Source organism: Flagellimonas alvinocaridis (assembly GCF_965248585.1).
Classification (GTDB): Bacteria; Bacteroidota; Bacteroidia; order Flavobacteriales; family Flavobacteriaceae; genus Flagellimonas; species Flagellimonas alvinocaridis.
Window position 1 is genome coordinate 1,408,189 of the sequence record NZ_OZ252111.1, and the last position, 25,975, is coordinate 1,434,163.

At 41.9% G+C, this 25,975-nt stretch carries 22 protein-coding genes; 4 read left to right on the plus strand and 18 right to left on the minus strand.

The annotated features are described in order from the left end of the window. Positions 1-83: 83 nt before the first annotated feature. From ACP14V_RS06385 to ACP14V_RS06405, 5 genes are all read right to left on the minus strand, one after another. On the minus strand, positions 84-539 hold the full coding sequence (locus tag ACP14V_RS06385; RefSeq protein ID WP_272609822.1) for a GNAT family N-acetyltransferase: 456 nt from the start codon (positions 537-539) through the stop codon (positions 84-86). Beyond that, the gene (gene purL, locus ACP14V_RS06390) at positions 529-4,209 is read right to left on the minus strand and encodes a phosphoribosylformylglycinamidine synthase (protein ID WP_272609823.1); all 3,681 of its coding nucleotides are present in this window, start codon (positions 4,207-4,209) and stop codon (positions 529-531) included. Before purL ends, ACP14V_RS06385 begins: the two co-directional genes overlap by 11 nt. A 114-nt stretch (positions 4,210-4,323) precedes the next feature. Continuing rightward, complete coding sequence (locus ACP14V_RS06395; protein WP_272609824.1) at positions 4,324-5,367, minus strand: retron St85 family RNA-directed DNA polymerase; 1,044 nt, start codon at positions 5,365-5,367, stop codon at positions 4,324-4,326. A 283-nt stretch (positions 5,368-5,650) separates the two neighbouring features. Continuing rightward, complete coding sequence (locus ACP14V_RS06400; protein WP_272609825.1) at positions 5,651-6,022, minus strand: hypothetical protein; 372 nt, start codon at positions 6,020-6,022, stop codon at positions 5,651-5,653. Next, on the minus strand, positions 6,004-6,540 hold the full coding sequence (locus ACP14V_RS06405; protein WP_272609826.1) for a DUF4365 domain-containing protein: 537 nt from the start codon (positions 6,538-6,540) through the stop codon (positions 6,004-6,006). Before ACP14V_RS06405 ends, ACP14V_RS06400 begins: the two co-directional genes overlap by 19 nt. Positions 6,541-6,747: 207 nt before the next feature. Here ACP14V_RS06405 and ACP14V_RS06410 point away from each other — a divergent pair, with 207 nt between their 5' ends. Beyond that, positions 6,748-8,340, plus strand: coding sequence for an amidohydrolase (locus ACP14V_RS06410; RefSeq protein WP_272609827.1), 1,593 nt, complete (start codon positions 6,748-6,750; stop codon positions 8,338-8,340). 75 nt (positions 8,341-8,415) lie between these two features. On the opposite strand, the gene ACP14V_RS06415 is transcribed toward ACP14V_RS06410, so the two are convergent. Continuing rightward, positions 8,416-9,630 (minus strand): RsmB/NOP family class I SAM-dependent RNA methyltransferase, encoded by a 1,215-nt coding sequence (locus ACP14V_RS06415; protein WP_272609828.1) that lies wholly within the window; start codon positions 9,628-9,630, stop codon positions 8,416-8,418. Positions 9,631-9,689: 59 nt separating this feature from the next. Between ACP14V_RS06415 and ACP14V_RS06420 the strand changes: the two genes are divergently transcribed. Next, positions 9,690-10,721 carry a WD40/YVTN/BNR-like repeat-containing protein gene (locus ACP14V_RS06420; RefSeq protein WP_272609829.1) on the plus strand — a complete coding sequence of 344 codons (1,032 nt, stop codon included), beginning with the start codon at positions 9,690-9,692 and terminating at the stop codon, positions 10,719-10,721. Between the two features lie 47 nt (positions 10,722-10,768). On the opposite strand, the gene ACP14V_RS06425 is transcribed toward ACP14V_RS06420, so the two are convergent. The 9 genes from ACP14V_RS06425 to ACP14V_RS06465 form a co-directional block, all read right to left on the minus strand. After that, positions 10,769-11,119, minus strand: a complete 351-nt coding sequence (locus tag ACP14V_RS06425; protein ID WP_272609830.1) for a DUF6515 family protein — start codon at positions 11,117-11,119, stop codon at positions 10,769-10,771. Positions 11,120-11,267: 148 nt separating this feature from the next. Continuing rightward, entirely contained in the window at positions 11,268-12,860 is a 1,593-nt protein-coding gene (locus tag ACP14V_RS06430; RefSeq protein ID WP_272609831.1) for a Kelch repeat-containing protein, read from the minus strand. Positions 12,861-13,199: 339 nt separating this feature from the next. After that, positions 13,200-13,640 carry a hypothetical protein gene (locus tag ACP14V_RS06435; RefSeq protein ID WP_272609832.1) on the minus strand — a complete coding sequence of 147 codons (441 nt, stop codon included), beginning with the start codon at positions 13,638-13,640 and terminating at the stop codon, positions 13,200-13,202. Next, entirely contained in the window at positions 13,633-14,157 is a 525-nt protein-coding gene (locus ACP14V_RS06440) for a hypothetical protein (protein ID WP_272609833.1), read from the minus strand. The genes ACP14V_RS06435 and ACP14V_RS06440 overlap by 8 nt, the downstream gene beginning before the upstream one ends. A gap of 33 nt (positions 14,158-14,190) precedes the next feature. Next, positions 14,191-14,733 carry an RNA polymerase sigma factor gene (locus ACP14V_RS06445; RefSeq protein ID WP_272610296.1) on the minus strand — a complete coding sequence of 181 codons (543 nt, stop codon included), beginning with the start codon at positions 14,731-14,733 and terminating at the stop codon, positions 14,191-14,193. Positions 14,734-15,173: 440 nt separating this feature from the next. Continuing rightward, complete coding sequence (locus ACP14V_RS06450) at positions 15,174-17,000, minus strand: ABC transporter ATP-binding protein (protein ID WP_272609834.1); 1,827 nt, start codon at positions 16,998-17,000, stop codon at positions 15,174-15,176. Positions 17,001-17,004: 4 nt separating this feature from the next. Next, positions 17,005-18,714, minus strand: a complete 1,710-nt coding sequence (locus ACP14V_RS06455; RefSeq protein WP_272609835.1) for a phospho-sugar mutase — start codon at positions 18,712-18,714, stop codon at positions 17,005-17,007. Between the two features lie 53 nt (positions 18,715-18,767). Continuing rightward, entirely contained in the window at positions 18,768-19,715 is a 948-nt protein-coding gene (locus ACP14V_RS06460) for a glycosyltransferase family 2 protein (protein WP_136566150.1), read from the minus strand. Positions 19,716-19,757: 42 nt separating this feature from the next. Further along, on the minus strand, positions 19,758-20,279 hold the full coding sequence (locus tag ACP14V_RS06465) for a DUF4199 domain-containing protein (RefSeq protein WP_272609836.1): 522 nt from the start codon (positions 20,277-20,279) through the stop codon (positions 19,758-19,760). 160 nt (positions 20,280-20,439) lie between these two features. Between ACP14V_RS06465 and ACP14V_RS06470 the strand changes: the two genes are divergently transcribed. Both ACP14V_RS06470 and ACP14V_RS06475 read left to right on the plus strand, forming a co-directional pair. Next, complete coding sequence (locus tag ACP14V_RS06470; protein ID WP_136566152.1) at positions 20,440-20,709, plus strand: type B 50S ribosomal protein L31; 270 nt, start codon at positions 20,440-20,442, stop codon at positions 20,707-20,709. Positions 20,710-20,794: 85 nt separating this feature from the next. Next, positions 20,795-21,970, plus strand: coding sequence for a GlmU family protein (locus ACP14V_RS06475; protein ID WP_272609837.1), 1,176 nt, complete (start codon positions 20,795-20,797; stop codon positions 21,968-21,970). Between the two features lie 42 nt (positions 21,971-22,012). Here the strand turns inward: ACP14V_RS06475 and ACP14V_RS06480 are convergent, their stop codons facing one another. The 3 genes from ACP14V_RS06480 to ACP14V_RS06490 all read right to left on the minus strand — a co-directional run bounded on the left by ACP14V_RS06480 (position 22,013) and on the right by ACP14V_RS06490 (position 25,899). Continuing rightward, the gene (locus ACP14V_RS06480; RefSeq protein ID WP_272609838.1) at positions 22,013-23,320 is read right to left on the minus strand and encodes a sulfatase-like hydrolase/transferase; all 1,308 of its coding nucleotides are present in this window, start codon (positions 23,318-23,320) and stop codon (positions 22,013-22,015) included. A 47-nt stretch (positions 23,321-23,367) separates the two neighbouring features. Continuing rightward, positions 23,368-25,416, minus strand: a complete 2,049-nt coding sequence (locus ACP14V_RS06485) for an amidohydrolase family protein (protein ID WP_272609839.1) — start codon at positions 25,414-25,416, stop codon at positions 23,368-23,370. Between the two features lie 90 nt (positions 25,417-25,506). Continuing rightward, entirely contained in the window at positions 25,507-25,899 is a 393-nt protein-coding gene (locus ACP14V_RS06490; RefSeq protein ID WP_272609840.1) for a hypothetical protein, read from the minus strand. Positions 25,900-25,975: the final 76 nt, after the last annotated feature.

Consider the following 25,975-nt stretch of genomic DNA (forward strand, 5'->3'; position numbering starts at 1 on the left):
TCTATTAGGTAATTGCAAAATAGGGAAAGGAAGTGGTATTTTAAAATTGGTTATTTAAAAAACCTGATAATTATTTATCAATTTCACAGTAGGTGTAGTTTCATGCCTTCGTGAGAATCGACAAAACCCAAGGATTGATAAAATTTTAACGCATCAGGGCGTTTCTTATCCGTAGTTAACTGTACTACATGGGCTTTTCTTTCTTTAGATCGTGCAATGGCCCATTGAAACAACTTTTTGCCAATTCCTTTTCCTCGATGCTCACTATTTACCCGAACAGCTTCTATCTGGGCCCGGATTCCCCCTTGGTAGGTTAAATATTGGATGAAACTAAGTTGGAGGGTACCCAAAATTTGTTTTTGATCATTCTCGATGACCACCAATTCTTGATTTGGATCGCGATCAATCCTTTCAAACGCATCAAAATAAATATTGGGCAAAGGGTCCCTATAATCTTCCCGAAGCTGTCCTAACTTGTCATTGGCAAGCATGCCTACAATGGTAGGAACATCAGATTTTAAGGCCTTTCTAATCCACATTGTTTATTTTTTCGACCCACTCTCTGGCATTTACAAAGGCTTGGAGCCATGGTGATACCACATCATTTCTATCTTTAGGATAGTAGGCCCAGTTCCAAGGGAAGGTAGACCGTTCAATATGCGGCATGGTCACCAAATGCCTTCCGGTTTTGTCACAGAGCATAGCGGTGTTATAATCGCTTCCGTTGGGATTGGCAGGATAACCTTCGTAGCCGTATTTGGCCACGATATCATAATCTCCTTCTTCGTGCGGAAGACTAAATTTCCCCTCGCCATGTGAAATCCATACCCCCAATGTGGTTCCGGCCAAGTTGGATAGCATTACCGAGTTGTTCTCTTGGATTTTAACCGATGTGAAATTGCTCTCGTGTTTCCCAGACTCATTATAGGTCATTTTGCCATGGGTTTCGTGCTCGGGGTTGATGAGGTCCAATTCCATGAACAACTGGCACCCGTTACAGATACCAACCGAAAGCGTATCAGGACGGGTAAAGAAATCATTGATCACTTTGTTAGCCTTTTCGTTGTATTTGATGGCACCGGCCCATCCTTTGGCACTGCCCAGAACATCGGAATTAGAAAAACCGCCCACGGCACCCAAAAATTGAATGTCCTCCAACGTCTCCCTACCCGAGATGAGGTCTGTCATGTGCACATCCTTTACATCAAACCCGGCCAAGTACATAGCATTGGCCATTTCGCGTTCGGAGTTGCTTCCTTTTTCACGCAGAATGGCCGCTTTGGGTCGGCTGTTATCTCTCGACTGCGCTCGAGATGACAGTTTCCCATCAAAACTTTCAGGAAAAATGTATTGTAAAGGCTGGTTTTTGTAATTCTCGTATCGATTTTTGGCCAAGCCTTTGGCCGTTTGCCTGTTGTCCAATAAATAGGAAGTCTTGAACCAAGTATCGCGAAGCGAAGCAATGTTCAATCCAATTTCCACCCCATTGTTTTTGATTTTCAGGGTGCTTTCTGAAGTGGGGGTTCCAATTTTTGCAAAATCGATGCCTGCTTCTTGGAGTGTACGTTCCACGGAGTTGTCCTTGGCTTGGAACACTACGCCAGCATTTTCACTGAACAAAAGCTTGATGATATCCGTTTCCCCAAGACCGGACAGGTCCAAGTTGGCCCCAAGGTCATTATCGGCAAAGCAGAGCTCCAAAAGGGTGGTGATCAAACCACCTGAAGCCACATCATGCCCGGCCAAAATCTGATCTTTTTTGATGAGTTCTTGCAAAGTATTGAAAACAGTCTTTACATAGTCAGCATCCAAAACCGATGGGGTTTCATCACCAATGCCATTCAAGATTTGGGCAAAGGAAGAACCTCCCAGTTTATGCCCATCCTTGGAAATATTGATGTAATAGAGGTCCCCACCATCTTTTTGTAGGACAGGCTCCACTACTTTGGTAATATCGTTACAATTGGCCGCTGCGGAAACAATCACGGTTCCGGGGGACAAAACCTCACTATCCTTATATTTTTGCTTCATGGAGAGGGAATCTTTCCCCGTAGGCACATTGATACCCAATGCAATACTGAAATCGGAGAGGGCCTCCACTGCCTCGTACAAACGGGCATCTTCGCCTTCATTTCGGCAAGGCCACATCCAGTTGGCGGAGAGGGATACTGATTTCAAGCCATCTTTCAAAGGCGCCCAAACAATATTGGTCAAAGCTTCTGCCACACTGTTCCTACTACCGGCTTTTGCATCGATTAAGGCAGAAACAGGGGAGTGTCCAATGCTGGTGGCAATACCTTCCATGGTCTTAAAATCGAGCGACATTACGCCGCAGTTGTTCAAGGGTAGTTGAAGAGGTCCAGCACATTGTTGTTTGGCCACATGGCCACCCACACAACGGTCCACCTTATTGGTGAGCCAATCCTTGCAAGCTACGGCTTCCAGTTGCAGTACCTGCTCCAAATAGTCATGGAAATGTTCCAAGGAATAGGACAGGGCAGGATATTTTTGATGGGAAGTAGTGTCTTCCATAATGGTTTTGGGAGAGCTTCCGAACATGTCCGAAAGTTCCAAATCCATGGGCTTCTCACCTGTTTTTTCTGACTCAAATGTAAATCGATGGTCACCGGTAACTTCGCCTACATTGTACATTGGGGCACGTTCACGGGCGGCTACGCGATCCAGCAATCCCAAATCCTTTTCACCAATGACCAATCCCATACGTTCTTGGGATTCGTTCCCGATAAGTTCTTTTTTGGATAGGGTAGGGTCTCCAATGGGGAGTTTGTCCGTATTAATGGTGCCTCCCGTATCTTCCACAAGTTCCGACAAACAGTTGAGGTGTCCACCAGCTCCGTGGTCATGGATGGAAACTATAGGATTGTCATGACTTTCCAAGAGTCCACGGACAGCATTGGAAGCCCTTTTTTGCATTTCTGGGTTGGAACGTTGCACGGCGTTCAATTCTATGGCAGAACTGAATTCACCTGTATCGGCACTGGAAACTGCAGCGCCACCCATTCCAATACGATAATTGTCACCACCTAGAACGACTATTCTGTCTCCCTTTTTCGGAGTGTCTTTCAAGGCTTGGTCCTTTTTTCCATAGCCAATACCTCCGGCGAGCATAATGACCTTATCAAAGCCCAATTTTCGGGCTTCCTCGGCATGTTCAAATGTGAGTACGGAACCTGCGATCAAGGGTTGACCAAATTTATTGCCAAAATCAGAAGCCCCGTTGGAAGCCTTGATCAAAATGTCCATTGGGGTTTGGTACAGCCAGTCACGTTCAGCCATTCCCTTTTCCCATGGACGATTTTCTTCCAAACGGGAATAGGAGGTCATGTATACGGCGGTTCCTGCCAAAGGCAACGATCCTTTACCTCCTGCCAAACGGTCCCGGATTTCCCCTCCAGAACCTGTGGCAGCCCCATTGAAAGGCTCAACAGTGGTCGGGAAGTTGTGGGTTTCCGCTTTTAGGGATAGTACCGAATCAAATTCCTTTTCTTCATAGTAATCAGGCTTGTCGGCGCTTTTTGGCGCAAATTGAATGGCTTTGGGCCCCTCAATGAACGCTACGTTGTCCTTGTAGGCCGAAACGATATTGTTGGGATTGGCCTCAGATGTTTTTTTAATGAGTTTGAAAAGAGAGGAGGGCATTTCATTACCGTCAATAACAAAAGTACCGTTGAATATTTTATGTCTGCAGTGCTCGGAGTTTACTTGGCTGAATCCAAAAACCTCGGAGTCGGTCAATTTACGGTTCAATTTTTTGGAAAGGTCTTCCAAGTAGGCCACTTCTTCATCGCTAAGGGCCAATCCTTCTTTTTGGTTGTAAGTGGCAATGTCATCAATTTCCAAAATAGGTTCCGGAACAACGGCAATGGTGTAAATATCTTGACCCAACCCTTTGTATTTTTGAAACAACATAGGGTCGTAATCCGTAAAGTCTACCGTGATTGAACGGAACTCTTCAATTCTTAGAATTCCTTTGATGCCCATGTTTTGGGTAATTTCTGTGGCATTGGTACTCCATGGGGTCACCATGGCAGCACGGGGCCCAACAAAAAAGGCGTCCAGGGACGCCGCTTGTATCTTGGGTTGGTTGCCAAACAACCAAGTTAGTTTTTCAATGTCTTTTTGAGCAATCTCCTGAGTGGTCTGGACGGCAAAAACCTTAGTAGCCTTGTCCCCGAAAAAGTGAATCATACAGAGTATGGATTGAACGGTTTAAGAAAGTGCAAATTTACGACTTTGGACTGGATTTTCGGCTATGGTCCAACCGAGTTGTTAACTGAAAATGTTGATAGAAGTCGCAAAAAATTATTTACCTGAGTTTACCATCCTCTGTTTTTTAATCTCCAAAAGAATTTTTAATTCTTCTTTTGCTTTTTTGTCATTTGGATTGATAAAGCAAATGTGATTTCCGATTCCAATTAGGTGCTCCAAATAATTTCCAAAACGAATATTCGTTTTTTTTAAATGGCTTGTTAATCCAAACTTTTTTATGTAATAAACATCTTGTCTGAACTTTTTTCTGACCTCAACAGGGGCCTGCATTTTTTTATTTACAACTAAGCCAGTTACACGTTGACTTTCGGATTTTCTAGTAAGTCTTGTTTTTTTTGCATTGATTTTGAATTGATGCTTAAAAGAAGATTTATTTACAACTGAATCAAGCTTTCCCACACTAAAATTTCCAGAAAAAGTCAAATCGTCCGAATACCTAGTATATCTAATAAAATTACTTGAACAATACTTCCCTATTTCAGAATCAAAATCTTTTGCAATCAAATTGGAAAGATAAGGACTGGTAGGAGCACCTTGGGGTAATTTATTGTTTAATGTGCATAAAGATGCCAATAAATCTGAAACTTCAAAGTTATAGCCAATAGAAATAAAAAAATTAAGTATTCTTTCTTTTTTTATAGTCCCAAAAAAATCTTCAAAATCAAAGTTTAGAACATATTTTTGATTAACATGAAATTTAGCATTTGTTTTAAGACTGTTTTTCTTTTTATAAGCTTTAGCATATTTGGAAACTTTGAGATTATGTAAAATTTCTTTTAGAATCCATTGTTGTACTTCTTTAAGACTAGGTAGTGGTTCGGCAATGTATCTGTTCTTTTTATTTTTTTTTGGTATTGAAAAGTGTCTATAGAAATAAGGGGTATGCTTTGTTGCCCTTAATAAGTATTCGAATTTATAACCAACTAAATAGGAAAGATGCTGACCATCATAAATTATGGGCAGTCTTTGGTCAAAAAGAAATTTAGCATAGGTCAGGTTCTTAAGTAGCTCACTTTCAGGGATTTTTCTTTTTAATCCTTCTAACAAATACTTATTTGAATATTTAGTCCAATTCATGATAAAAACATGGCATAGAGGATAACATTACTTAATGTTCTCATTGTGAAATCTTCAATATCAAATTCTAACATCAATATCAAAAAAAAAGAAAACATTTTTAAAACAATAAAAAAAGAGGGTGCGCAAGCGAGGTTTACCGAGCGGTATGATACAGATTTAAATATTTCACTCTGTGAAATATTAATATCTGAATCTAAACAAGCTTGAAAGCAAGTCCTCCCTAGAAAGACGACTCGTCTTTCCTGATGACCGAAGTCAACATAGTCTAATGTTCTATCCTCTAATGCCATGAAGAATTCTTTGGAAAGTAAGGGTGAAATTTATTGACAGCTTCTATCTTACTTTTATATTCTGGTTCAATCCATTTGCTCTTGGCTTTAAATCTATTTTTAAGTTTATCGTTTAGATTTTTAAATTCAATTATTAAGTGTGTGTTATAATTATCTTGAAGAAATGAAATTATATCATCCATAAAAATCCCAAAATCTTTTGACTTGTTTGAAATAGGTAGTTTTAATTTAAATTTCTCAGGAAAGCCATCAGAAACTGGGGGAATCATATAGATAAATTGATTTTCCCAATGCCCATCATAACTCCAATTATGCCTTATCAAATATTTGTAAATTTTATATGTCAATCTATTAACTTCCATTCAGGTATCCAAGTTTTTATTCTTTCATTAAAGAAGTCAAAATTTACTTTATTTTCTATTGGAATCTTAATTCTTACTGTGGATGAATTTTTCACTTCATCGTCTTTATCAGGATAGTACCAAAATGCATTTTTACTGAGGTATAGTTTATCATCAAAAATTTCAACCCACTTTAATTTATCAAATGGTAAAACAAAAAGAATCAAAACCAGAGGTGTATTTCCCAAACTTTTATGATAAATCAAATCATTATAATTCTCAACTCTAAGGTCATAAATTATATGACCTTTTTTTATTTTAATTGATTTTTCTGTAGTAGCTTTTAATTGTAAATTACAGGAATAAGGAGCTTCTGTTTCTCTAGTTTTACCACTTGGCTGTATCCGCGTTATATGGTATTTGACGCTAAAGTCGATTCCACTGTCATGTTCACCTTTGACTAAGAAAAAACCATTTCGAGCAGCTATAACCCCAATATAATTATTAGATAGAGCTTCTTTGATTTTTTCTTCGGTCATTACTTAGGATTATTTGAGAAAATAAGAAAACAACACAGAGTTTTTATAATTGGTTTATTTGAATGACTTTAATGACAAAAAAGCATTTTTAAATGTAGGAAATTTTATCAACTCTCTAAAACTTCTTCTTCAAGCTTTGAATGAGTCAAAATTTTCATTCTCTTTTCCTATTTTAGAAGGATTAACGCTAACTCAAAACCCAACCACATGAAAACTGTTAAAACCTTGTTATCAGCGGTGCTGCTTCTTAGTTGTATTACATCAATAACCGCCCAAAAAAAATACTCCAAAAAACAAGTTGAAAAATTAAAGTCCGAAGTCGCCCAAATCGTGGAGGACCATGCCAAACAGTCCCAAGTGATGGTGGACAAGATCTTCAGTTTTGCTGAGCTTGGTTTTCAAGAAGTGGAGAGTTCCAAATACCTTACAGGGATTCTAGAAGACAATGGTTTTGCCATTGAGCATTCCATTTCTGGTATTCCCACGGCTTGGTTTGCCACTTGGAGCAACGGTGATGGACCTGTAATTGCTTTGGGAAGTGATGTGGACTGTATTCCAAAAGCCTCGCAATATCCTGGAGTGGGATATCACAAACCCATCGTGGAAGGCGCACCTGGACATGGGGAAGGGCATAACTCGGGAATTCCATTGAACATCACCTCCGCTTTGGCGGTAAAACAGATCATGGAACGCGAAAATATTGGGGGCACTTTGATTCTATGGCCTGGTATTGCCGAAGAATTGGTGGCCGCCAAGGCATGGTACGTTCGGGATGGTCTTTTTGATGATATCGATATGTGCATCTTTACCCATGTAGGCAACAATTTTGGGGTCTCATGGGGTCCAACCCGCGGAACGGGCCTGATTTCGGTGGAATACCTGTTTGAGGGAGAGGCGGCCCATTCTGCCGGCGCTCCATGGCGTGGAAGAAGCGCCCTTGATGCTGCCGAATTGATGAATATTGGGTGGAATTACAAACGGGAGCATTTGCATCCGCTCAAACGCTCCCATTCCATTTTTACCGATGCCGGCGATCAACCCAATGTAGTTCCGTCCAAAGCGGCTATTTGGTTCTATTTTAGGGATATTAAATATGAAGGTATCATGGAAATGTACGCCGAAGCCAACGATATTGCCAAAGGAGCGGCCTTAATGACTGGAACTACCATGACCTCTAGGGTTTTGGGAACGGCATGGCCTAGACATTACAATAAGGTGATTGCGGAAACCATGTATGAAAACATTAAACAAGTAGGCTTGCCTACTTGGTCTGCGGCCGACCAAGCCCTGGCCAAAGCTGTCCAGACAGAAGTGGGTTCGGAGAAGATTGAAGGCCTTCCTACCGAATTGGCGGAGCTGGGACTACCTGTATTGGAGCCTGTTAGCGGTGGTTCGGATGATATTGGTGATATCTCTTGGAAAGTGCCCACGGTTACCATGCGTTTTCCTTCCAATATCCCCGGATTGCAGGGTCATCATTGGAGCAACGCTATAGCTATGGCCACCCCAATTGCCCATAAAGGAGTTACGGCCGGGGCCAAAGCCGAAGCCATGACCTTATTGGACTTTTTCTTAAATCCTGAGTTGCTCAAAGGAGCGTGGGACTACTTCAACAATGAACAGAGCAAAGAAACCAAATATCAGCCTATGATTGCTGCAGACGATATGCCGCCCACTTATTTGAACAAGGATAAGCAGGATGCCTACCGCTCAGAATTACAAAAGTACTATTACGATGAAACCAAATACGATACCTATTTGGAACAATTGGGTGTAGAGTATCCAACGGTAAAAGAATAGGATTTTTTGATGTGTCATATCGAGTGTAGCCGAAAACCGTTAGTCACATCGAGCGCAGTCGAGATGTGACAGTATTTAGGCTTTCTTCTTCATCAAGGCCATGTAAAACCCATCAAAACCACTTTCTGACGCGTAGACATTTTTCTCTCTGATGAACTCAAAATCCTTTCCATTTTCGGATTCCAAGAACTTTTTGACTTGCTCCGAGTTTTCTTGGGGAAGGATGGAACAGGTGGCATAGACCATTTGTCCGCCTTTTTTGAGCATCTTACTGTAGTTCTGTAGAATGTCCTGTTGAACCCCCATGATGCGGTCAATGAACTCAGGTTCGAGCTTCCATTTGGAGTCAGGGTTTCTTTTGATGACCCCTAGACCGGAACAAGGAGCATCCAACAACAAACGATCGGCACTGTTGTACAGTTTTTTGATCACTTTGGTGGAATCTATGGCACGAGTCTCCATATTATGGACACCATTGCGACGTGCCCTGACTTTTAGTTTTTTGAGCTTACTTTCATAAATATCCAAGGCAATCAACTGTCCCTTATTTTGCATGTGGGCAGCCAAGTGAAGGGTTTTACCGCCTGCTCCGGCACAGGCATCGATGACACGGTGTCCAGGTTCAACTTCCAAAAAAGGAGCCACCAATTGTGATGAGGCATCTTGTACTTCAAAAAGTCCATCTTTGAAAGCGGAAGTGACAAATACATTTTTCCGTTCCTTGAGCCGAAGGGCGTCTGGATATCCATCCAAGATTTGAGTTTCAATATCTTCCTTGGCCAAAAAGGACTGAAGTTGATTTTTTTGGATTTTTAGAGTGTTGGTACGGAGGATTACATCCGCCTGCTGGTTGAGTGCGGCGATTTCCTTGGTCCAAAGTTTGTTGCCTAAGGATTTTTCACCCAGTTCATCCATCCAATCGGGAATGGATTCCCTAAACTTTCGAATTTTTGAAAGCTCATCAAACCGTCCTTTTATGCGACGCTCCGGAGTACCTTCCAGCTGTTTCCAATCCGGGATTCGGATTCCTTTCAACACACACCAAACCGAAAACAATCGAAACAAGTGGGGACGGGTATATGGTTCATGGGCCTCGGCAATTTCAGTGTATAACCGTTTCCATCGAACAATGTCATAGGTTGTTTCTGCAATAAATCCTCTATCACGTGCACCCCAGCGCTTATCATACCGCAGTACTTTTTCAATGACCTTATCGGCATATTCACCCTCATTAAAAATAAGATGTAGGGCATCAATAACGGCAAAAACAAGATTTCGATGTAAACGCATGGTGTAAAATAAGTTGCAAAGGTATCATTTCTACTTACTTTTATAGCAAAATATCCACTATGCGATTTTCTATTTGTGTGCTATTAGGCCTAATCTTGGTTTCCTGTGTTGATGAAAAAAAGCAACAGCCGTTTCAAGGGGTGTCCATCACGCCCGTTTATGAGGATTCGGTAAGCATTAGGGCCATTACTTTTTTGGACAGCAATACGTTGGCCTTTGCAGGAAGTAAGGGAATATATGGAACAGTGGATGTAAGGACCGAAAAAGTACGGACCAATACCCAAAAATATGATTCCATTGCCCCTGAGTTTAGGGCTGTTGGAAATACGTCCAGTGATTTTTTTATGCTTTCAGTGGCCAATCCGGCCTTGTTGTACAAAACTGGTGACCAAGGTAAAATGGAAGTGGTATATACCGAAGAGGGTGAAGGGGTGTTTTATGATGCCATGGCTTTTTGGAACGATATGGAAGGGATTGCAGTTGGCGATAGTGTAAATGGGTGTTTATCCATTATTCTTACCAAAGATGGTGGACAAACTTGGTCCAAAATATCCTGTGAACATCTTCCAGAGGGGATAGAGGGGGAAGGAGCCTTTGCAGCGAGCAACACCAATATTTCAGTTGTAGGGAATAAAGTGTGGGTGGCAACTACGGAAGGAAGGATTTATCATTCTTCTGATAAGGGAGCCACTTGGAGCGTACAGCAGAGTCCCATCATTCACCAAGAACCTACACAAGGTATCTATTCCATGGCTTTTTATGATGAAAGTATAGGTTTTGCAATAGGTGGGGATTATACCCAACCGGACGCCAATACCGCCAACAAGATAATCACCCAAGATGGTGGGAAAACATGGGATTTAATTGCCGATGGTCAAGAACCGGGCTATAAAAGTTGTGTGCAATTTGTGCCCAATTCCAAGGGGAAAGGTTTGGTGGCTGTTGGTTTTACAGGGATTTCATATTCTGCCGATGGAGGTGAAAGCTGGAAACCCATGAGCGAGGAGTCTTTTTATACCTTACGCTTTTTGAACGATACAGTGGCTTATGCGGCAGGGAAGCATAGGATTGCAAAATTGGTCTTCAAATAAAAAGAGCGACGCTATTCCGCCGCTCTTATGTTCAAAAAACCAAAAAACTATACGGTTACCACAACATAGTGCCGTCCTGCTCTTTTATAGAAAACGCCTCTATACTTGTACAGTCTTCTGCCATTAACATAGACAACCTTTGAACTTCTTGGCAAAACGGATATCTTAACTCCTTTGGGAGCTGCGCAGACCACATATTTTTTGCCCTTGGCTTTATACCAAATGCCATCGGCATAATAAAAGTTCTTGTTTTTATGGATTACCAGATGGGGGCGGTTTATGGTGGTCACTACCGTTCCATAAGCTGGATATGTTCTCACTACGGTTCGTTGGGCGTTAGCGGCCATCGTCAGTCCAAAAAACGCCATGGTTGCGAGTGTTAATTTTAAGCCTTTCATAACTGCGGGTTTTAAAGATTTATATCAATAGGACGAATGGTTTTGGAAAAGGTTTAATTGAAAAAGGAGCCAAATGGCTCCTTTAGAGGATTATAAGGAAATTGATGGTTCCTAAGCGGTGGTTTATAGCATCAATACTTTTGAAGTATTATTCTAGGTCTGCTCCATAAATAAACCATTCATCATAAATACTATCGGGCAATTCCTCTCCTTGCATACCTCCATAGATGACGAACATTTTTCCATTGAACAAGGCCATTTGATGTATGGAATGGAAGCCATCAGGGTTATTTAAGTTATGGGAGATTTCCGTGATACTGTTATCTTGGGTATCAAATACATGTATGGTGGATTCTCTTCCACTTGGATTGCCTTCTGTGTCAAATTGTAACGTTGTCCCTGCCACATAAATCAAGTTTTGATGTTTCTGCACAAAACTGAAGCTTAATTTCTTGGGCATTGCCAGCGTCTGAATATCTTTCGGGTTATCCATGTCGATAACGTAAATAGTATTGGTGGGAGTGTCATCATAAAAACCCAATGAACCACCAAAAACATACATTTTATTATTTACAATGGTTCCGCGTGCTCCATACCGCCGTTCTGGGAGTGATGCAAAAAGGGTAGGGGTCATGGTCTCCAAATCCCATTTGTAAATATTTCTAGCCTCTTTAGTATCAAAACCTTCGGATGGCACAAAACCTCCACCGATAACATAAACGTTGTCATCTTGCACGGCAATACCAAATCGAGTAAACATGATTTCTGAGTCAAACTCTTCTGATACAAGACCATGAGGCACCGTTGTTGGGTCGCCGGAAAGATCAAGATCGTAAGTGTTGACATACCGTCCTCCAAAGGCAATCAATTCATTGTTGACCACATGAAGTTGTTTGGAGGCTCCATTATCCAGAAATTCAGGATTGGTATAAACATATTCCTCTTGCGAAAAATCATCAATGTTAAATTTGATGACTCGCTCTGGTCCCCAGGCTTCATTCTCATTTAATGCATCTTCCCTGTTTACCAAAAAGAAGCTATTGTCGCTGTTAGATCCTATCATTCCTGGGGAATAACCTTCAATTGAGGTGGATCCAAACTGAAAAGCTTCGGAGAATTGAAGTCCGCCAGTTGGAGGTGCTTTGTAATCATCCGGATTTTTTTTGACCAATGTCATGACCAATTCACCTATACCGCCTTTACCTGTTACGGTTCCATTTTTTGAAGTGTCGGAACCGGAACCCGAAATCGTTGCGGTTATTGTTCCGTCTGGGGCGACATTTATATCAAAGTCATCTGAAACCAAATCAGAACTGCTTTCACCCACAAAAGAGAATGCGGAACTTTTGGGAGATCGGTAATAATCCAATAAAGTTTCATCCATAGAAGATGCGGACATGTTCAGATCATGGCCTCTTCGCCATTCCAAAGAACCATTGGAAACACTTCCGGAGAAAATGAATTCATCATCAGCGACATTAAAATTGCTGGTAACGTCCAGTATTTCACTTCCTGCGGAAAGTTGGGCTGTTTCAATTTTCCATACAGTAGGTTTTCCATTTTCGGTCAACTTGCCCATAGTCTCTCCCTGAAGCTCCGATAGTGTAGGTTTTTCATCAGTTTTACCAGTTGGGATAGGTTGTGGGCTATCATCAGAACTACAGCTCCAAATCAATAAAGTAATTGCGAAGATGTGTAAAAGATTTCTTTTCATAAAAACGTTCAATAGACCTTTTTTCATAGAATTAAATTATGTTGTTTAGACACTTGATTAAAGTGAACATCCCTTTTAGATGCTGCCGCAAGGTCTATTTTTGAAAGGCTGATTTTTGTATCCGATTTACGAATGGCCCATTTGATTTGACGGATGGGTAGTTTCAATTGATACTTTTTTGTGTTGAGATACGGCAAAACACTGAAAGTAAGAGGATTATTGTTAACGAATTCAGTTTAATCGCAAAGATGTAGTAGTGTATTTTGTAGAATGGATATGGAGCGTAAAAATCGTCCAATCAATACGCTTAAATGAGTTATAGGTAAAGTGCTGGGAATATAAAAAGACAGGAAAAAGGGAGGACCATTAATCACCTCCATTGTGTTTTCGGTACTGTTGCAACAATCGTTTTTTAAAGTCTTCTTCAGCCCTTAGGAGGAGCAATGTTTTTTTGGCAGAAATAACGGTCCTGATTTTTGAGATGAAATCTTGTTCTGTAGTATGTTTTTCTTTTTGAAGGGCCATGAGGGTGTCCAGTAGGGCGGAAGATTCGCTGTCGGTCAAATCTTGGGCCAACGATATTTTAGAGCGTAATTCCCTACGTTCCTTTCTTCGGATGTTCTCCATAGTTTTCTCATGGGCATTATATATGGGCCAAAATTGTTGTGCCTCTTGACTGGTAAGTCCAACCCTTTCCGTTATAAAAGCCACTTTTAGGGTTTTTATGCGATCCCTTGCCGGACCTTGGGCATGCAAGTAAGCGGTTCCCACCAACAAAGCGAACAGTATGAGTATTCTTTTATTCATAATCACCGTAATCTAAATTTAATTCTTCAAAATCGTCTAGATTTTCATCTAAATATTCCAAAATGTTCTCCGCATCCAAATCTTGATCCAGAATGTCATTAAGTTCAACATTTTCCAAAGAGACCAACTCTGCAAGTTCATATGTGCTTATGTTTAGGTCATTGCTCTCAAAGTATGCATCTATCTCAGTATTGGCCAGGTCGTCAAACGCAATGGGTGCATTGGATTTCCAGTTGAAGCCAAAGATTACAATGAAAACTGCTGCCACAGCGGCTGTACCGTAATAGAACCGTCTAAAGGGGTTTAATTGAATAATCTTGCCGTCTCTATGAGAGGTTTTGGACATGATTTTTGGGGTGATTTCGTCAAAATAGTTTTCAGGGATGGAAAAACCATCTGATTTTGGGATGATGGACTCTGAGTGAACCTCTTTTTCAATGCGGCCCATAAGTCGCTCATTGAAGTTCTCAAAGTAACCTTCCGGAGTATTGAAGCTATTTTTCTTGTCCTTTTTCATTTCTTTAGTTCGACTCTTAAATACGCTAAAGGTTTAATCTTCCTTAAGATACGATTCAATTTTCTTTACGGCTAAATGGTAGGAGGCCTTTAGCGCACCGACCGATGTTTCCAGTACTTCGGAAATATCCTCATATTTCATTTCCTGAAAGTACTTCATGGTAAATACCAACTTTTGTTTGTCTGGTAGTGTGGCCAATGCCTTTTGCAATTTCAGTTGGATTTCATCACCCTCAAAGTACACATCTGCTTGCAAATTTTCTACCATACGGTCCTTCAATTCCTCATCACTGATTCCGGCTTTCTTGGATTTTTGTTTTAAAAATGTCAGCGATTCATTGGTGGCGATACGGTACAACCATGAATATAGCTTGCTTTCACCTTTAAAACCGTCAATATTCTTATACACTTTAATAAAAGTATTTTGGAGCACATCATCCGTATCATCATGATCAAGCACAATACGGCGTATATGCCAATACAAGCGCTCTTTATAGGTGTTAACCAACACTTCAAAGGCCTTTGCCCGACTTTCCTTTTGTTTTAATTCCTTGACTAGTGCTTCTTCGGCAATCAATTGTCCGTACAAATTAGTGCTTTGACTAAGATAGGGGTAAAAGGTTTAATGCAATTGGCAATTATTGGTGACAATGATCAATGTGAGGCTGTTATTTCAAACCCTGTCCTGAGCGAAGTCGAAGGAGTGTGAGAAATCTATTTTGGGGTGACTAATCCAGAAATCAAACCTCAGAAATCGGAACCCGGAGTTTAGGTAGTGTTGAACTTGATTTTGAACTTGAACTTTCAAAAGGTCTGACACGAATTGCACTAATTTGCCCAAATGTATCGGATGTCATTTCGAGCGCAGTCGAGAAATCTATTCAAGTGTTAAATATTCAGACATCAGAAATCGGAAACCAAAATTTGGGCAAAGATGATTTGAGCTTGAACTTGATATTTAAACTTTTAGGGGTATGATACAAATTACACTAATTTTCTCAAATGCGTGTCTTCCTTTCAGGATGAGAATGATTGCATTTCCACCAGCTTTTTATAGCCTTTTTGTGACTTCATCAACTCTTCATGGGTTCCCTGTTCCACAATTTTACCTTTGTTTAGAACCACGATTGAATCTGCATTTTGGATGGTGGACAAGCGGTGTGCAATGACAATGGAGGTGCGGTTTTTCATCATTTTCTCCAAGGCATCCTGTACCAAACGTTCGCTTTCAGTGTCCAAGGCCGAAGTGGCCTCGTCCAAAATCATGATCGGAGGATTTTTGAGGACGGCCCGAGCGATTGACAAACGCTGTTTTTGTCCACCACTTAGCTTATTTCCACTATCTCCGATATTGGTATCGTAACCATGCGGAAGTTCCATAATAAACTCATGGGCATTGGCTACTTTGGCCGCAGCCACAATCTCTTCGGTGGTGGCATTTTCCTTGCCCATGGCAATGTTGTTCTTTACCGTATCATTGAACAAAATGGAGTCTTGTGTTACCAGTCCCATTAGTCCTCGAAGTGATTTTTTGGAGATTTGTTTGATGTTGGTACCGTCAATCAAAATCTCACCCTTATTGACATCATAGAAACGAGTGACCAGATTGGCCACGGTACTCTTTCCACTTCCAGATTGCCCCACCAATGCAACGGTATGGCCCTTTTCAACCTTTAGGTTGAAGTTTTTCAGCACGTAATCGTCCTCATATTTGAATGAGATATTGCTGAGTTCAATGCCTTGGTTGAAATCAGTTTTCTCCAATGCATTTTCGGCGTCTTTAATAGGATTTTCCGATTCCAGGATCTCCAATACCCGTTCTGCGGCGGCATTCCCTTTTTTAACCCCGTAGGAGGCCTTACTGATGGCTTTTGCAGGAGTCAATATATTGAAGGCTAGACCCATATAGGAAATGAAGGAGGCCGCGTCTAACGAGCCTTCCAACAATACCATTCGGCCTCCAAACCAAAGTAGTACCCCAAACACTAAAATCCCCAAGAACTCTCCTGTTGGCGATGCCAAGTTTTGTCGGTTCAGTAAGGAGTTGGAGAACTTGAAAAAACGACTGGTTGAATTTTGGAAGGTCTTAAAGAATTTGGATTCTGCATTGAAAGCCTTGATGACCCGCAATCCACTCAAGGTCTCTTCCACGATGGAGAGGAACTCACCCTGTTCCTTTTGGACCCGGTCCGATTTGCGTTTGAGGGATTTCCCGATCCTGGAGATGATCATTCCGGCGATGGGAATAAAAATGAACACGAAAATGGTGAGCTTCACACTGATCAGGAACATTACAATGATTGTGAACAATATGGTGAGAGGTTCCCGTACGATCAATTCCAAAATGGAGAGAAAGGAATGCTGTATTTCCAGCACATCGGAAGTGATCCGGGCAATGACGTCCCCTTTTTTCTTTTCGGAAAAGTAGGAAATGGGCAGGTCCACAATCTTTTCGTACATCTTATTACGGATATCCTTGAGCACCCCATTGCGCAAAAACGTGATGAAGTACATGGCCAAATAGTTGAAAATGTTTTTGAACAGGAACAGGAACAAAATCAGCCCTACGGCCAAAATAAGTCCTTTCATCGGGTCATTTCCCGAATATTGGGTGACTTGATAGTTCATATACTCCATGAAGTAGTCTTTCAAATTCCCAATGCCCTCCAATTTTGGAGGAGTGTGAACTTGCTGGGTCTTATCGAACAACACGTTGAGCATTGGGATGAGGGCAGCATAGGACAACGCACTGAAAAGCGCATAGAGGATATTGAAGAAAATATTCAAAAAACCATATTTACGGTAAGGTCCCGCAAAACGGAGAATTTTTTTAAAGTAGTTCATTCACCTACAAATTCAGTTCGGAAAGGATACCGTCAATTTTGGTATCCAACTGCGAATTTACGGATTTAAAATCCTCGGCCCTGTCCAATTTGGTATTTGTACTGATATAAAACTTTACTTTAGGTTCTGTGCCACTGGGGCGGGCAGCAATTCGGGTGCCGTCCTCGGTTTCGTAGATCAGTACGTTGGATTTGGGTAAATCGATGGTTTTTTCTTCTCCGGTCTGTACATTTTTAGCAATGGAGGTGTTGTAGTCCTCAATCCACAATAATTTTGATCCTTGGACGGATTCCACAGGATTTTCTTTAAAATCTTTGAGCATTTGTTTGATTTCCTCTGCACCACTAATGCCTTTTTTGGTCAAGGAAATGAGTTTTTCTTTGTAAAAGCCAAATTGGACAAAACAGTCAATCAACTCCTCATAGAAAGAACCTCCTTCGGCCTTCGCGTTTGAGGCAGCTTCGCAAGCGAGTAGGGTAGCGGTAACGGCATCCTTGTCACGGACAAAATCACCCACCATATAGCCAAAACTTTCTTCTCCACCACCAATGAACTTGGAATTGGGAAAATCCTTGATCATTTTGCCAATCCATTTAAAACCGGTCAGGGCTGTCTTGTACTCTACTCCATAGGCTTTGGCCATTTGTTCCACCATGGGGGTGGATACAATGGTTGAGGCTATAAATTCGTTGCCCTTAAACCCTTTTTCCTTGTAACGGTCCAATAGGAATTTGGTCATCAGCACCATGGTTTGGTTACCGTTGAGCAATTCCATTTTCCCTTCAAGGTTTCTAACGGCTATTCCCAAACGGTCACTGTCCGGGTCGGTGCCCACCACCATGTCCGCATCAATTTCTTCGGCTTTGGCCATGGCCATGGCCAGTGCTTCTGGTTCTTCCGGGTTGGGGGATTTTACCGTAGGAAACCCACCATCGGGCTTTGCCTGTTCTTCAATGATCGTTACGTTGGTATAACCGGCTCGTTTCAGTACTTCAGGGATGGCGGTAATGGAGGTTCCGTGCAATGATGTAAACACGATTTTAAAATCATCCTTGCCCTTGGCATTAAAGTTGCCATTCTCGACAGAGGCCTTGAAAAAGGCCTCATCCACTTCTTTATCGATATGTTGAATCAGACTTTCATCGGCATTGAACTTAATGTCTTCAAAAGAAAGGGAATCTATTTCGGCGATGATTTCTCCGTCTTGGGGAGGAACGATTTGCCCACCATCTGCCCAATATACTTTGTAGCCATTATATTCCGGTGGATTGTGCGAAGCTGTGAGGACAATACCTGCATGACAGCCCAAGTACCGAACCGCAAAGGATAGCTCAGGGGTGGTACGCAGTTCGGAGAACAAATATACTTTAATGCCGTTGGCCGCAAAGACATTGGCAACGGTTTTGGCCAAGGTGTCCGAATTATGCCTGCAATCATAGGCGATAACTACTTTAAGGTCAGAATCTAAATAGATCTTTTTTAGATAGTTACTAAGGCCTTGGGTGTTCTTTCCCAAGGTGTATCTGTTGATTCTATTGGTGCCGACACCCATAATACCTCGCATTCCCCCAGTACCAAATTCCAAATCCTTGTAAAAGCGTTCCTTAAGTTCTTCCGGGTCGTTTTTAATCAGGTGTTGGATTTCTTTTTTTGTTGCATCATCAAAAAAATCGGTAAGCCAAGCATGTGCTGAGGAAGTAATGGCGTCATCCATAGTTAAGTTAATTTATTGTCTTAAAAATACAAAGATTATGGGTTTACGTGCCCTTAAAGATTAATTTTATTGGAAATGCTGTAACGAGTATCATTTTTTCGGGAACGTACCATGATTTCCCCAATAAAACCTGCCAAAAACAGCTGTGTGCCTATAATCATAGCTGTCAGGGCTATATAAAATTGTGGACGTTGTGTGATCAAACGCCCTGTAGGGTGCAAGAACAGTTTGTCTATGCCCAGATAAAGTGAAAATCCAAAGCCCACAACAAACATTAAAACGCCCAAAGCGCCAAAGAGGTGCATGGGCTGGCGACCAAATTTGGAAACGAACCATATGGTAATTAAATCCAAAAAACCGTTAATGAAGCGTTCCATACCAAATTTTGTGGTGCCATATTTTCGGGCTTGATGCTGCACCACTTTTTCAGTGATTTTGGAAAATCCTGCGTTTTTGGCCAAGACCGGGATATAGCGGTGCATTTCACCATGGACTTCAATGGTTTTAACCACTTTATGGTCAAAGGCCTTTAAGCCGCAATTGAAGTCGTGCAGTTTTACCCCAGAGGTTTTTCGGGCCGCCCAATTAAACAATTTGGATGGGATATTTTTGGTGATTACGGAGTCGTATCTTTTTTTCTTCCAACCGGATACCACATCATTGCCATCTTGGGCAATTAATTGGTACAATTCAGGGATTTCTTCAGGATTGTCCTGTAGATCGGCATCCATGGTAATGATCACATCTCCTGTTGCAGCCTTAAACCCGGCATGAAGAGCTTGGGACTTTCCAAAATTCTTCAAAAAACGGATTCCCTTTACATTGGAATCCTTTTGTGAAAGTTGGGTTATGGTTTCCCAAGAGCCATCAGTACTGCCATCATCAATGAAAATAATCTCATATAAAAAATGATTGGATTGCATTACACGTACAATCCAATCATGCAGTTCATTTAGAGATTCTTGCTCGTTCAGTAAAGGAATTACAATTGAAATCTGCATTTCTTGTTTCTGGAATTCCTTTCAAAAGTAGTATTTTTTGCCTTAGTAGGCGGGTTTTTCCTTTTTCAGGATTAGGCCCGTGATCAAACCTAGGACCAATCCAATAACACAGCTAATGATCAATCCTATGGGGTAGCGCATCCATGCAAACTTTTTCTGCATTTCAACACCTTGTTCCCATTGTTCTTCAGTCAATGAAGGGTTTTGTTCAAAAGCTTTCGGTTTAGCTATTTCCATGGCTTTGTCCATAAAGTCAGGTTCTATGAAGCTGGTTAGCACATATTGGTACAGCAGGGAGATAATGGCAGAGACCAAGGCAATGCCAACTGCTACTTTCAAAGCTTCCCCAATTTTCAAGTACCCTCCATTGGCTTTTTTAAATGCATTTACACCCAGGAAAATGGCCACAGCCGTTAAAATGATGGAAACTACCATTACAGGGGCACTCATTTCGTAATGCATCTTTTGTGTGTAAAGCATCACCCCGAATACTATAGACACCAGACCTAACAAAAGGCCATAATTGAGAGCGAATTTACCGGTCTTTGGTTGTTGTTCTTCCATTTATAAAAGTTTTTAGCGTTGATTCATTTGTTAGTGAACAAAAGCATAGTTTTGTTACAACTAAAGGTAGTTTTTTTCTTTTTTCCTTTTTTAAGTTGGAGGTGTCAAAGAAATCATTAAATTTGCACCTCGAAAATTCGGAGATTAAGTATTTAAGACGATGAGAAAAGGCATACACCCAGAGAATTATAGATTAGTGGCTTTCAAGGACATGTCCAATGAGGATGTGTTTATCACTAAATCCACTGCAGAGGCTAAAGAGACCATTACCATAGATGGTGTTGAGTATCCTTTGGTAAAATTGGAAATCTCAAGAACTTCGCACCCTTACTATACTGGTAAGACCAAGTTGGTGGATACCGCTGGTAGGATTGATAAGTTCAAGAATAAGTACAAAAAATTCAAGAAAGAAGAGAAGAAGGCCGAGTAGGTCCTTACTTTCAACGAAATATATGAACGCTCCTGATGCTTTATCAGGGGCGTTTTTTAATTTTAGGGCAATCTAAGCAAACACTATGAACTATATCCTTTCCGACGGCGATTACCGAAAAGCTATGCTTCCCTTTACGTTTACCAGACCTGTGGCCGAGATTCGTATTGGGATTTTGACCGTAAAGGAAAAGTGGGAAAAATGGCTGCAGACCCAAGTCAGTTTCCTTACCGAGGAATATCTCTCCGTAAAGTTTCCCTTGATCACAGCGGATAAAAATATAGTGATTATTGGAAATATTCTTCCCGATGCCTCAATTGTGGAGCAGATAAAGCAGTTGAATATGGGGCAAGCCTTGGTATGCAATGATGAGGTGATAGCCTATGGGGCTAATGAACCGGAAAAACCTTTTAATATGGATGACTATGAAAAGGTTGCATGCAAAGGAGACGTGTTTGCCTTAAAAAATACTTGGGACATTTTCAGTAGGAACGGGGAAGCTCTGGAAGCTGATTTTAAACTATTGACCCAAGGTAGGAAAAGTGCCCCTATTTCGGATACAAATAAATTGATTCGCCCTGAGAAAATCTTTTTGGAAGAGGGTGCAATAGTGGAGCACAGTATTTTAAATGCTACCAATGGTCCTATTTACATTGGCAAGAATGCTGAAATCTGGGAAGGTAGCCTTATTCGTGGAGGATTTGCCCTGTGTGACCATGCTATCGTGAAAATGGGCGGAAAAATTTACGGTCCAACTACCGTAGGACCTTATGGAAAGGTATGTGGAGAAATCAATAACTCGGTTATTTTTGGCTATACCAGTAAGGGGCACGAAGGCTATTTGGGTAACTCTGTTTTGGGTGAATGGTGCAATATTGGGGCGGACAGCAACAATTCTAACCTCAAAAATAACTACGCCAAAGTTCGCCTTTGGAACTATGCCACCGAGTCTTTTGATCATACAGGACTGCAGTTTTGTGGCCTTATGATGGGTGACCATAGTAAAACGGCCATTAATACCATGTTTAACACGGGAACAGTGATTGGGGTTAATAGTAACATCTACACTCCGGGTTTTCCTCGAAATTTTATCCCAAGTTTTAGTTGGGGTGGGGCATCAGGGTTTAAGGAGTACCATCCCAAGAAAGCCTTTGAGGCGGCCAAGGTGATGATGGACCGCAGGGGAGTGGAGTTTGATGAAGTTGAGGAAAATATCCTCAACAAGGTCTTTGAACTGACCCAGAAGTGGCGAAAGTACTAAGACAGCACCATCAAAATTCAAGAACATAAACCATTTATGGTTTTATTTCCAGGCTGGATGTCTTTTCAATTCGTTTTCGAGGGTAGTTTTAATAACCGCTTGTTCGGTGGTAAGTGAATCTGAAGACAAGGGATTCTTTTCCAATAGGTCGTTGCTCAGGTGATAAAAAGTACTGTCAGGATACAATTTATAATCCAACGAACGTACAAATTGATTTCTATACTGGTTTACATTTTTGCCCCACTGGGGATCATAATGGACAAATGCAGTTTCCCTTGGGGTATACGTTCCATTGGTCAACAAAGGATAAAAGCTTTTCCCATCGGAACTCACATCAGCCTTGACCATATCTCCAAATGTTGGGAAAAAGTCACTGAATTCAATCAGGTCATTAAAAACCCTACCCTCTTTGATTTGGGCAGGCCAATACGCAATAAGGGGCACATGGGTCCCGGCATCTATGGTGTTTCCCTTGGCTCCTTGAACTATGCCTTCTGCCAGTTGTGATGTAATGGAGGGATGCGTACCATTATCACCAGTAAAAATGATCAGCGTGTTTTCATCCAGTTGTAATTCTTTAAGTTTGCGAACAATCTTGCCCACAATCTTGTCGGTGTAGGCAACCATATCCTTAAAGTAGGTGGTGTCGTTCTTATATCGGTTTTCAGAATCGCCCCATTGCTGTGAATCGGGTGTGGGGACAAATGGGTCATGGACTAGGACCATGGGATAGTACACGAAGAAGGATTGGTCTTTTTTCCGTTCGATAAAATCCAAGATATAGTTGGCAAAAATATCCGGGCCGTAATCATCCGAATTACGGTCCAAGATTTGTCCATTTTGCTCGATCAAGGGGTCGGCATAGCGGCCACCATCACTTCTTTGTTTGGTCAATTGCCATAGGCAGTATTCGTCAAATCCAAATTGGTTGGGCCTGGTGTTGTCATTCCAGTCAGCTATAATGTCTTTGTAGGCCAAGCCGTTCAATTGCCATTTTCCGGCAATACAGGTTTCGTATCCTGCATCTTGCATCAAGTTCCCAAAGGTGTATTCTGAAAGGTTTAAATGTCCAAAATGATCATAATTGCGATAATTGTATTTGCCTGTCATGATCTTTACTCTGGAAGGCGTGCACAGCGGTTGGGAGACACAATTGGCAAAACGGATTCCCTGTGACGCCAGTTGATCGATGTTGGGAGTTTGGTAGGAAGTGGAACCATAGGCTCCAATGCATTCGTACCCCATGTCATCGGCCATAATAAGAATCACGTTGGGCATTTGGGTGCTCTTTTCCTCAGTGCAGGAAGATACCAGTATACCCAGTAATAGGATTGCTATTTTGATTTTCATTGGAAAATGGAAGATTGCTTTAATGGTATAGCATTGTCATATGACAGTTATTCCTTGACGCCCGGTTTTTCCGTAAAAGGCCGTATCCCAAATGCGGGGTATACCTCTGCAGGATAGTAAAACGTACCTCCTTTGGATACCAATGAAATGGTTTTGATGTCCTTGATATTTTCAACCGGATTGCCGGGCACCAAAAAGAAATCGGCCAGTTTTCCGGGGGCAATACTGCCCAGAGTGTCCTTTCCGAGGTATTGGGCCATGTCGTAGGTGGCTAATTTCAGTAATTCTGCGGGAGTATAGCCCAATTGTTGGTAGAGTTCCAGTTCGCGGTGTAGGAAGAATGCACCACCCAAATCGGTCCCAGGGACTATAAAAATGCCCTTCTCCTTCATTAGAGTGATGGTCTCCACAATTTTTTGATAGGCCTCCCGGTAGGCTTTGTCCTCTTCTTCATCTGCTATTTGGGCCATGGCCACTTTAAAGCCACGTTGCTCATTGGGGGGTAAATGGTCTATAAAATCTGTGGTTCCAGGGGAAATCTCGCCGTTTCGGGATAGCATCAACAACTCATGGATAGCCAAGGTAGGGTCTATAGCTGTATTGTTGGCCACAAAAAGGTCCAAGGTTTCCTGTACCTCGGGACTGTTCAAATCCAAATCAGGGAAGCGTTTCATGGCAGTGAGGCGTAATAGGGTACGGGTATCCTCATCCGGCTCCAGTACCCAACCCAACATGGTTTGGTTAATGTGGGTCATTTCATCAAAACCTGCCCTGAGCATGGCATTGGCGTTGGAGAAAGCGGGGACGTGTCCCGTCACGAACATGCCCTTGTCATGAGCCTTTTTCACAATGTCCGGAGCCCAATCCCCGTTCATGCTGTTGTATAGTTTTATCCCGTAGAATCCTAAATTGTGATAGATGTCCACAGCAGCCAAGGCTTCTTCCTTGCTTTCCACCAAAATACCATTGTTGCTGTTGTACGGACTTTTTCCTTCAATAAAGCCCAACCGGGTAACACGTGGTCCGGCCAACACTCCGGATTCTATTTTTTCAATAAGGTTGCTCAAGACTTCGGTATCGTTACCCATATCCCTGAACGAAGTGACTCCGGCCAAAATATTCAACAAGGCATCGTCGTCTCCGGTATGGGCGTGCATTTCAAAAAGGCCGGGCACCAAGGTGCCTCCATTGCCCTCGATTTCAACCTCACCTTCACTGCCTTGGGCATCAGGGGCCTCAATGGCGAAAATCTGCTCGCCATCGACCACCACGGAAACCGGTTCGGTCAGGGCCAAAGCTTCGGGGTCAAAAATGCGGACATTGCGTATGCGTACTTTTCCATCATACTTATGGGCAAACTCTTTTTGTATGTTTTCGTACCGATCGGCGGAATAGTTTTCGGAGAGTTCGCGCATATCCTTTTCCACCGCCTCATATCCCTCCCGAATGGCAATGTATCTTGGGGTGATTGAGGCAAAGAACCGCTGGGCATCATCCAAAATAAAATAGGAGGGGTCCAACCCTGCGCCTGATAGGGCATAGGTGGTCAAAGCCAATTCACCTTCACCTGAGGGGTTGGGAACACTCAAAGTTTCCATCTCCTGTAAGGTCAGTTGACCTGCCGGGAGGACCTCCAAAGTGTTTTCTGGGGCCTGGAGCAGTGCTCGGGCTGCCAAAGCATCCCCGTACGGACTTCCAAATTGATTTACGTATAGTTTTGGGTTCTCTGTGGTTGCACTACCCGAACCCGTGGCATCGGTCCATGAGGCATTTTGGCCGTCCAAATTGTACTCCTCATCAACGGCATTTCCAAAAGTGGTGTTTCCCGTAATGTTCCAGTGAACAGGGAAGCCATCATCGTTAAGTATGATGGTTTCTTTCATGGTCGGTCCACGTCCATTGTTCTTGTAATCATAGTCAATATGAATGGTATCTCCCGAAATGTGTGTTTTGAGGTGTCCTACTTTGTTTTCGCCTACAATCACGGTGTAGGTTTCATCACCTTGAAAATTAATCAGGGAAGCGGGAGAGGTTTCTTTTTTGCAGGAATAGGTGGCCAGGACAATAAGGCCCAAGAACAGCAAACGGAATTTCATACGAGTTGATTTTTAGTATTGGGTTTAAGGTATGGATTTTTATGGAATGATATGACTATAAAGAATTTAAAACAAAGGGGTTGAATCATGTCAGTTTTTAAAAAGACGATAGAAAAGATAAGGTCCTATGGCCAAGGCGATGGGAACCAAGACCCAAATACGGCCCTTCCAGATGTAATAATCTTGCAACAGCTTTTCCCAGGAATTTCCCTGTAATCTACCAAAACCGAATTCGAAAATCAAAGTAAGCACCATCCAGAAAAGGCCAAGCCAAATCGCTTGAGATGAAGACTCGGGCGGAAACATTTTGACCATAAAGGCCATACTGGCCGCAAAGAGAATAAGTAGTGTGGCCGTGGATAATTGATGGGCGGCCAGTTCGCCAAAATGCTTTTTAAATACGAATTCCCTGAGGGTCCCGTTCAGAATGGCTAAAATCAACATGGGGAACCATGCGATGAAGTATTTCAGGAAAATGTTCAATGGGTCACCGGTTAATTATATGGGATTCTTTGATGATGTGTTTAAAGGTAGCGAAAAAAACAAATCACTATCTTTG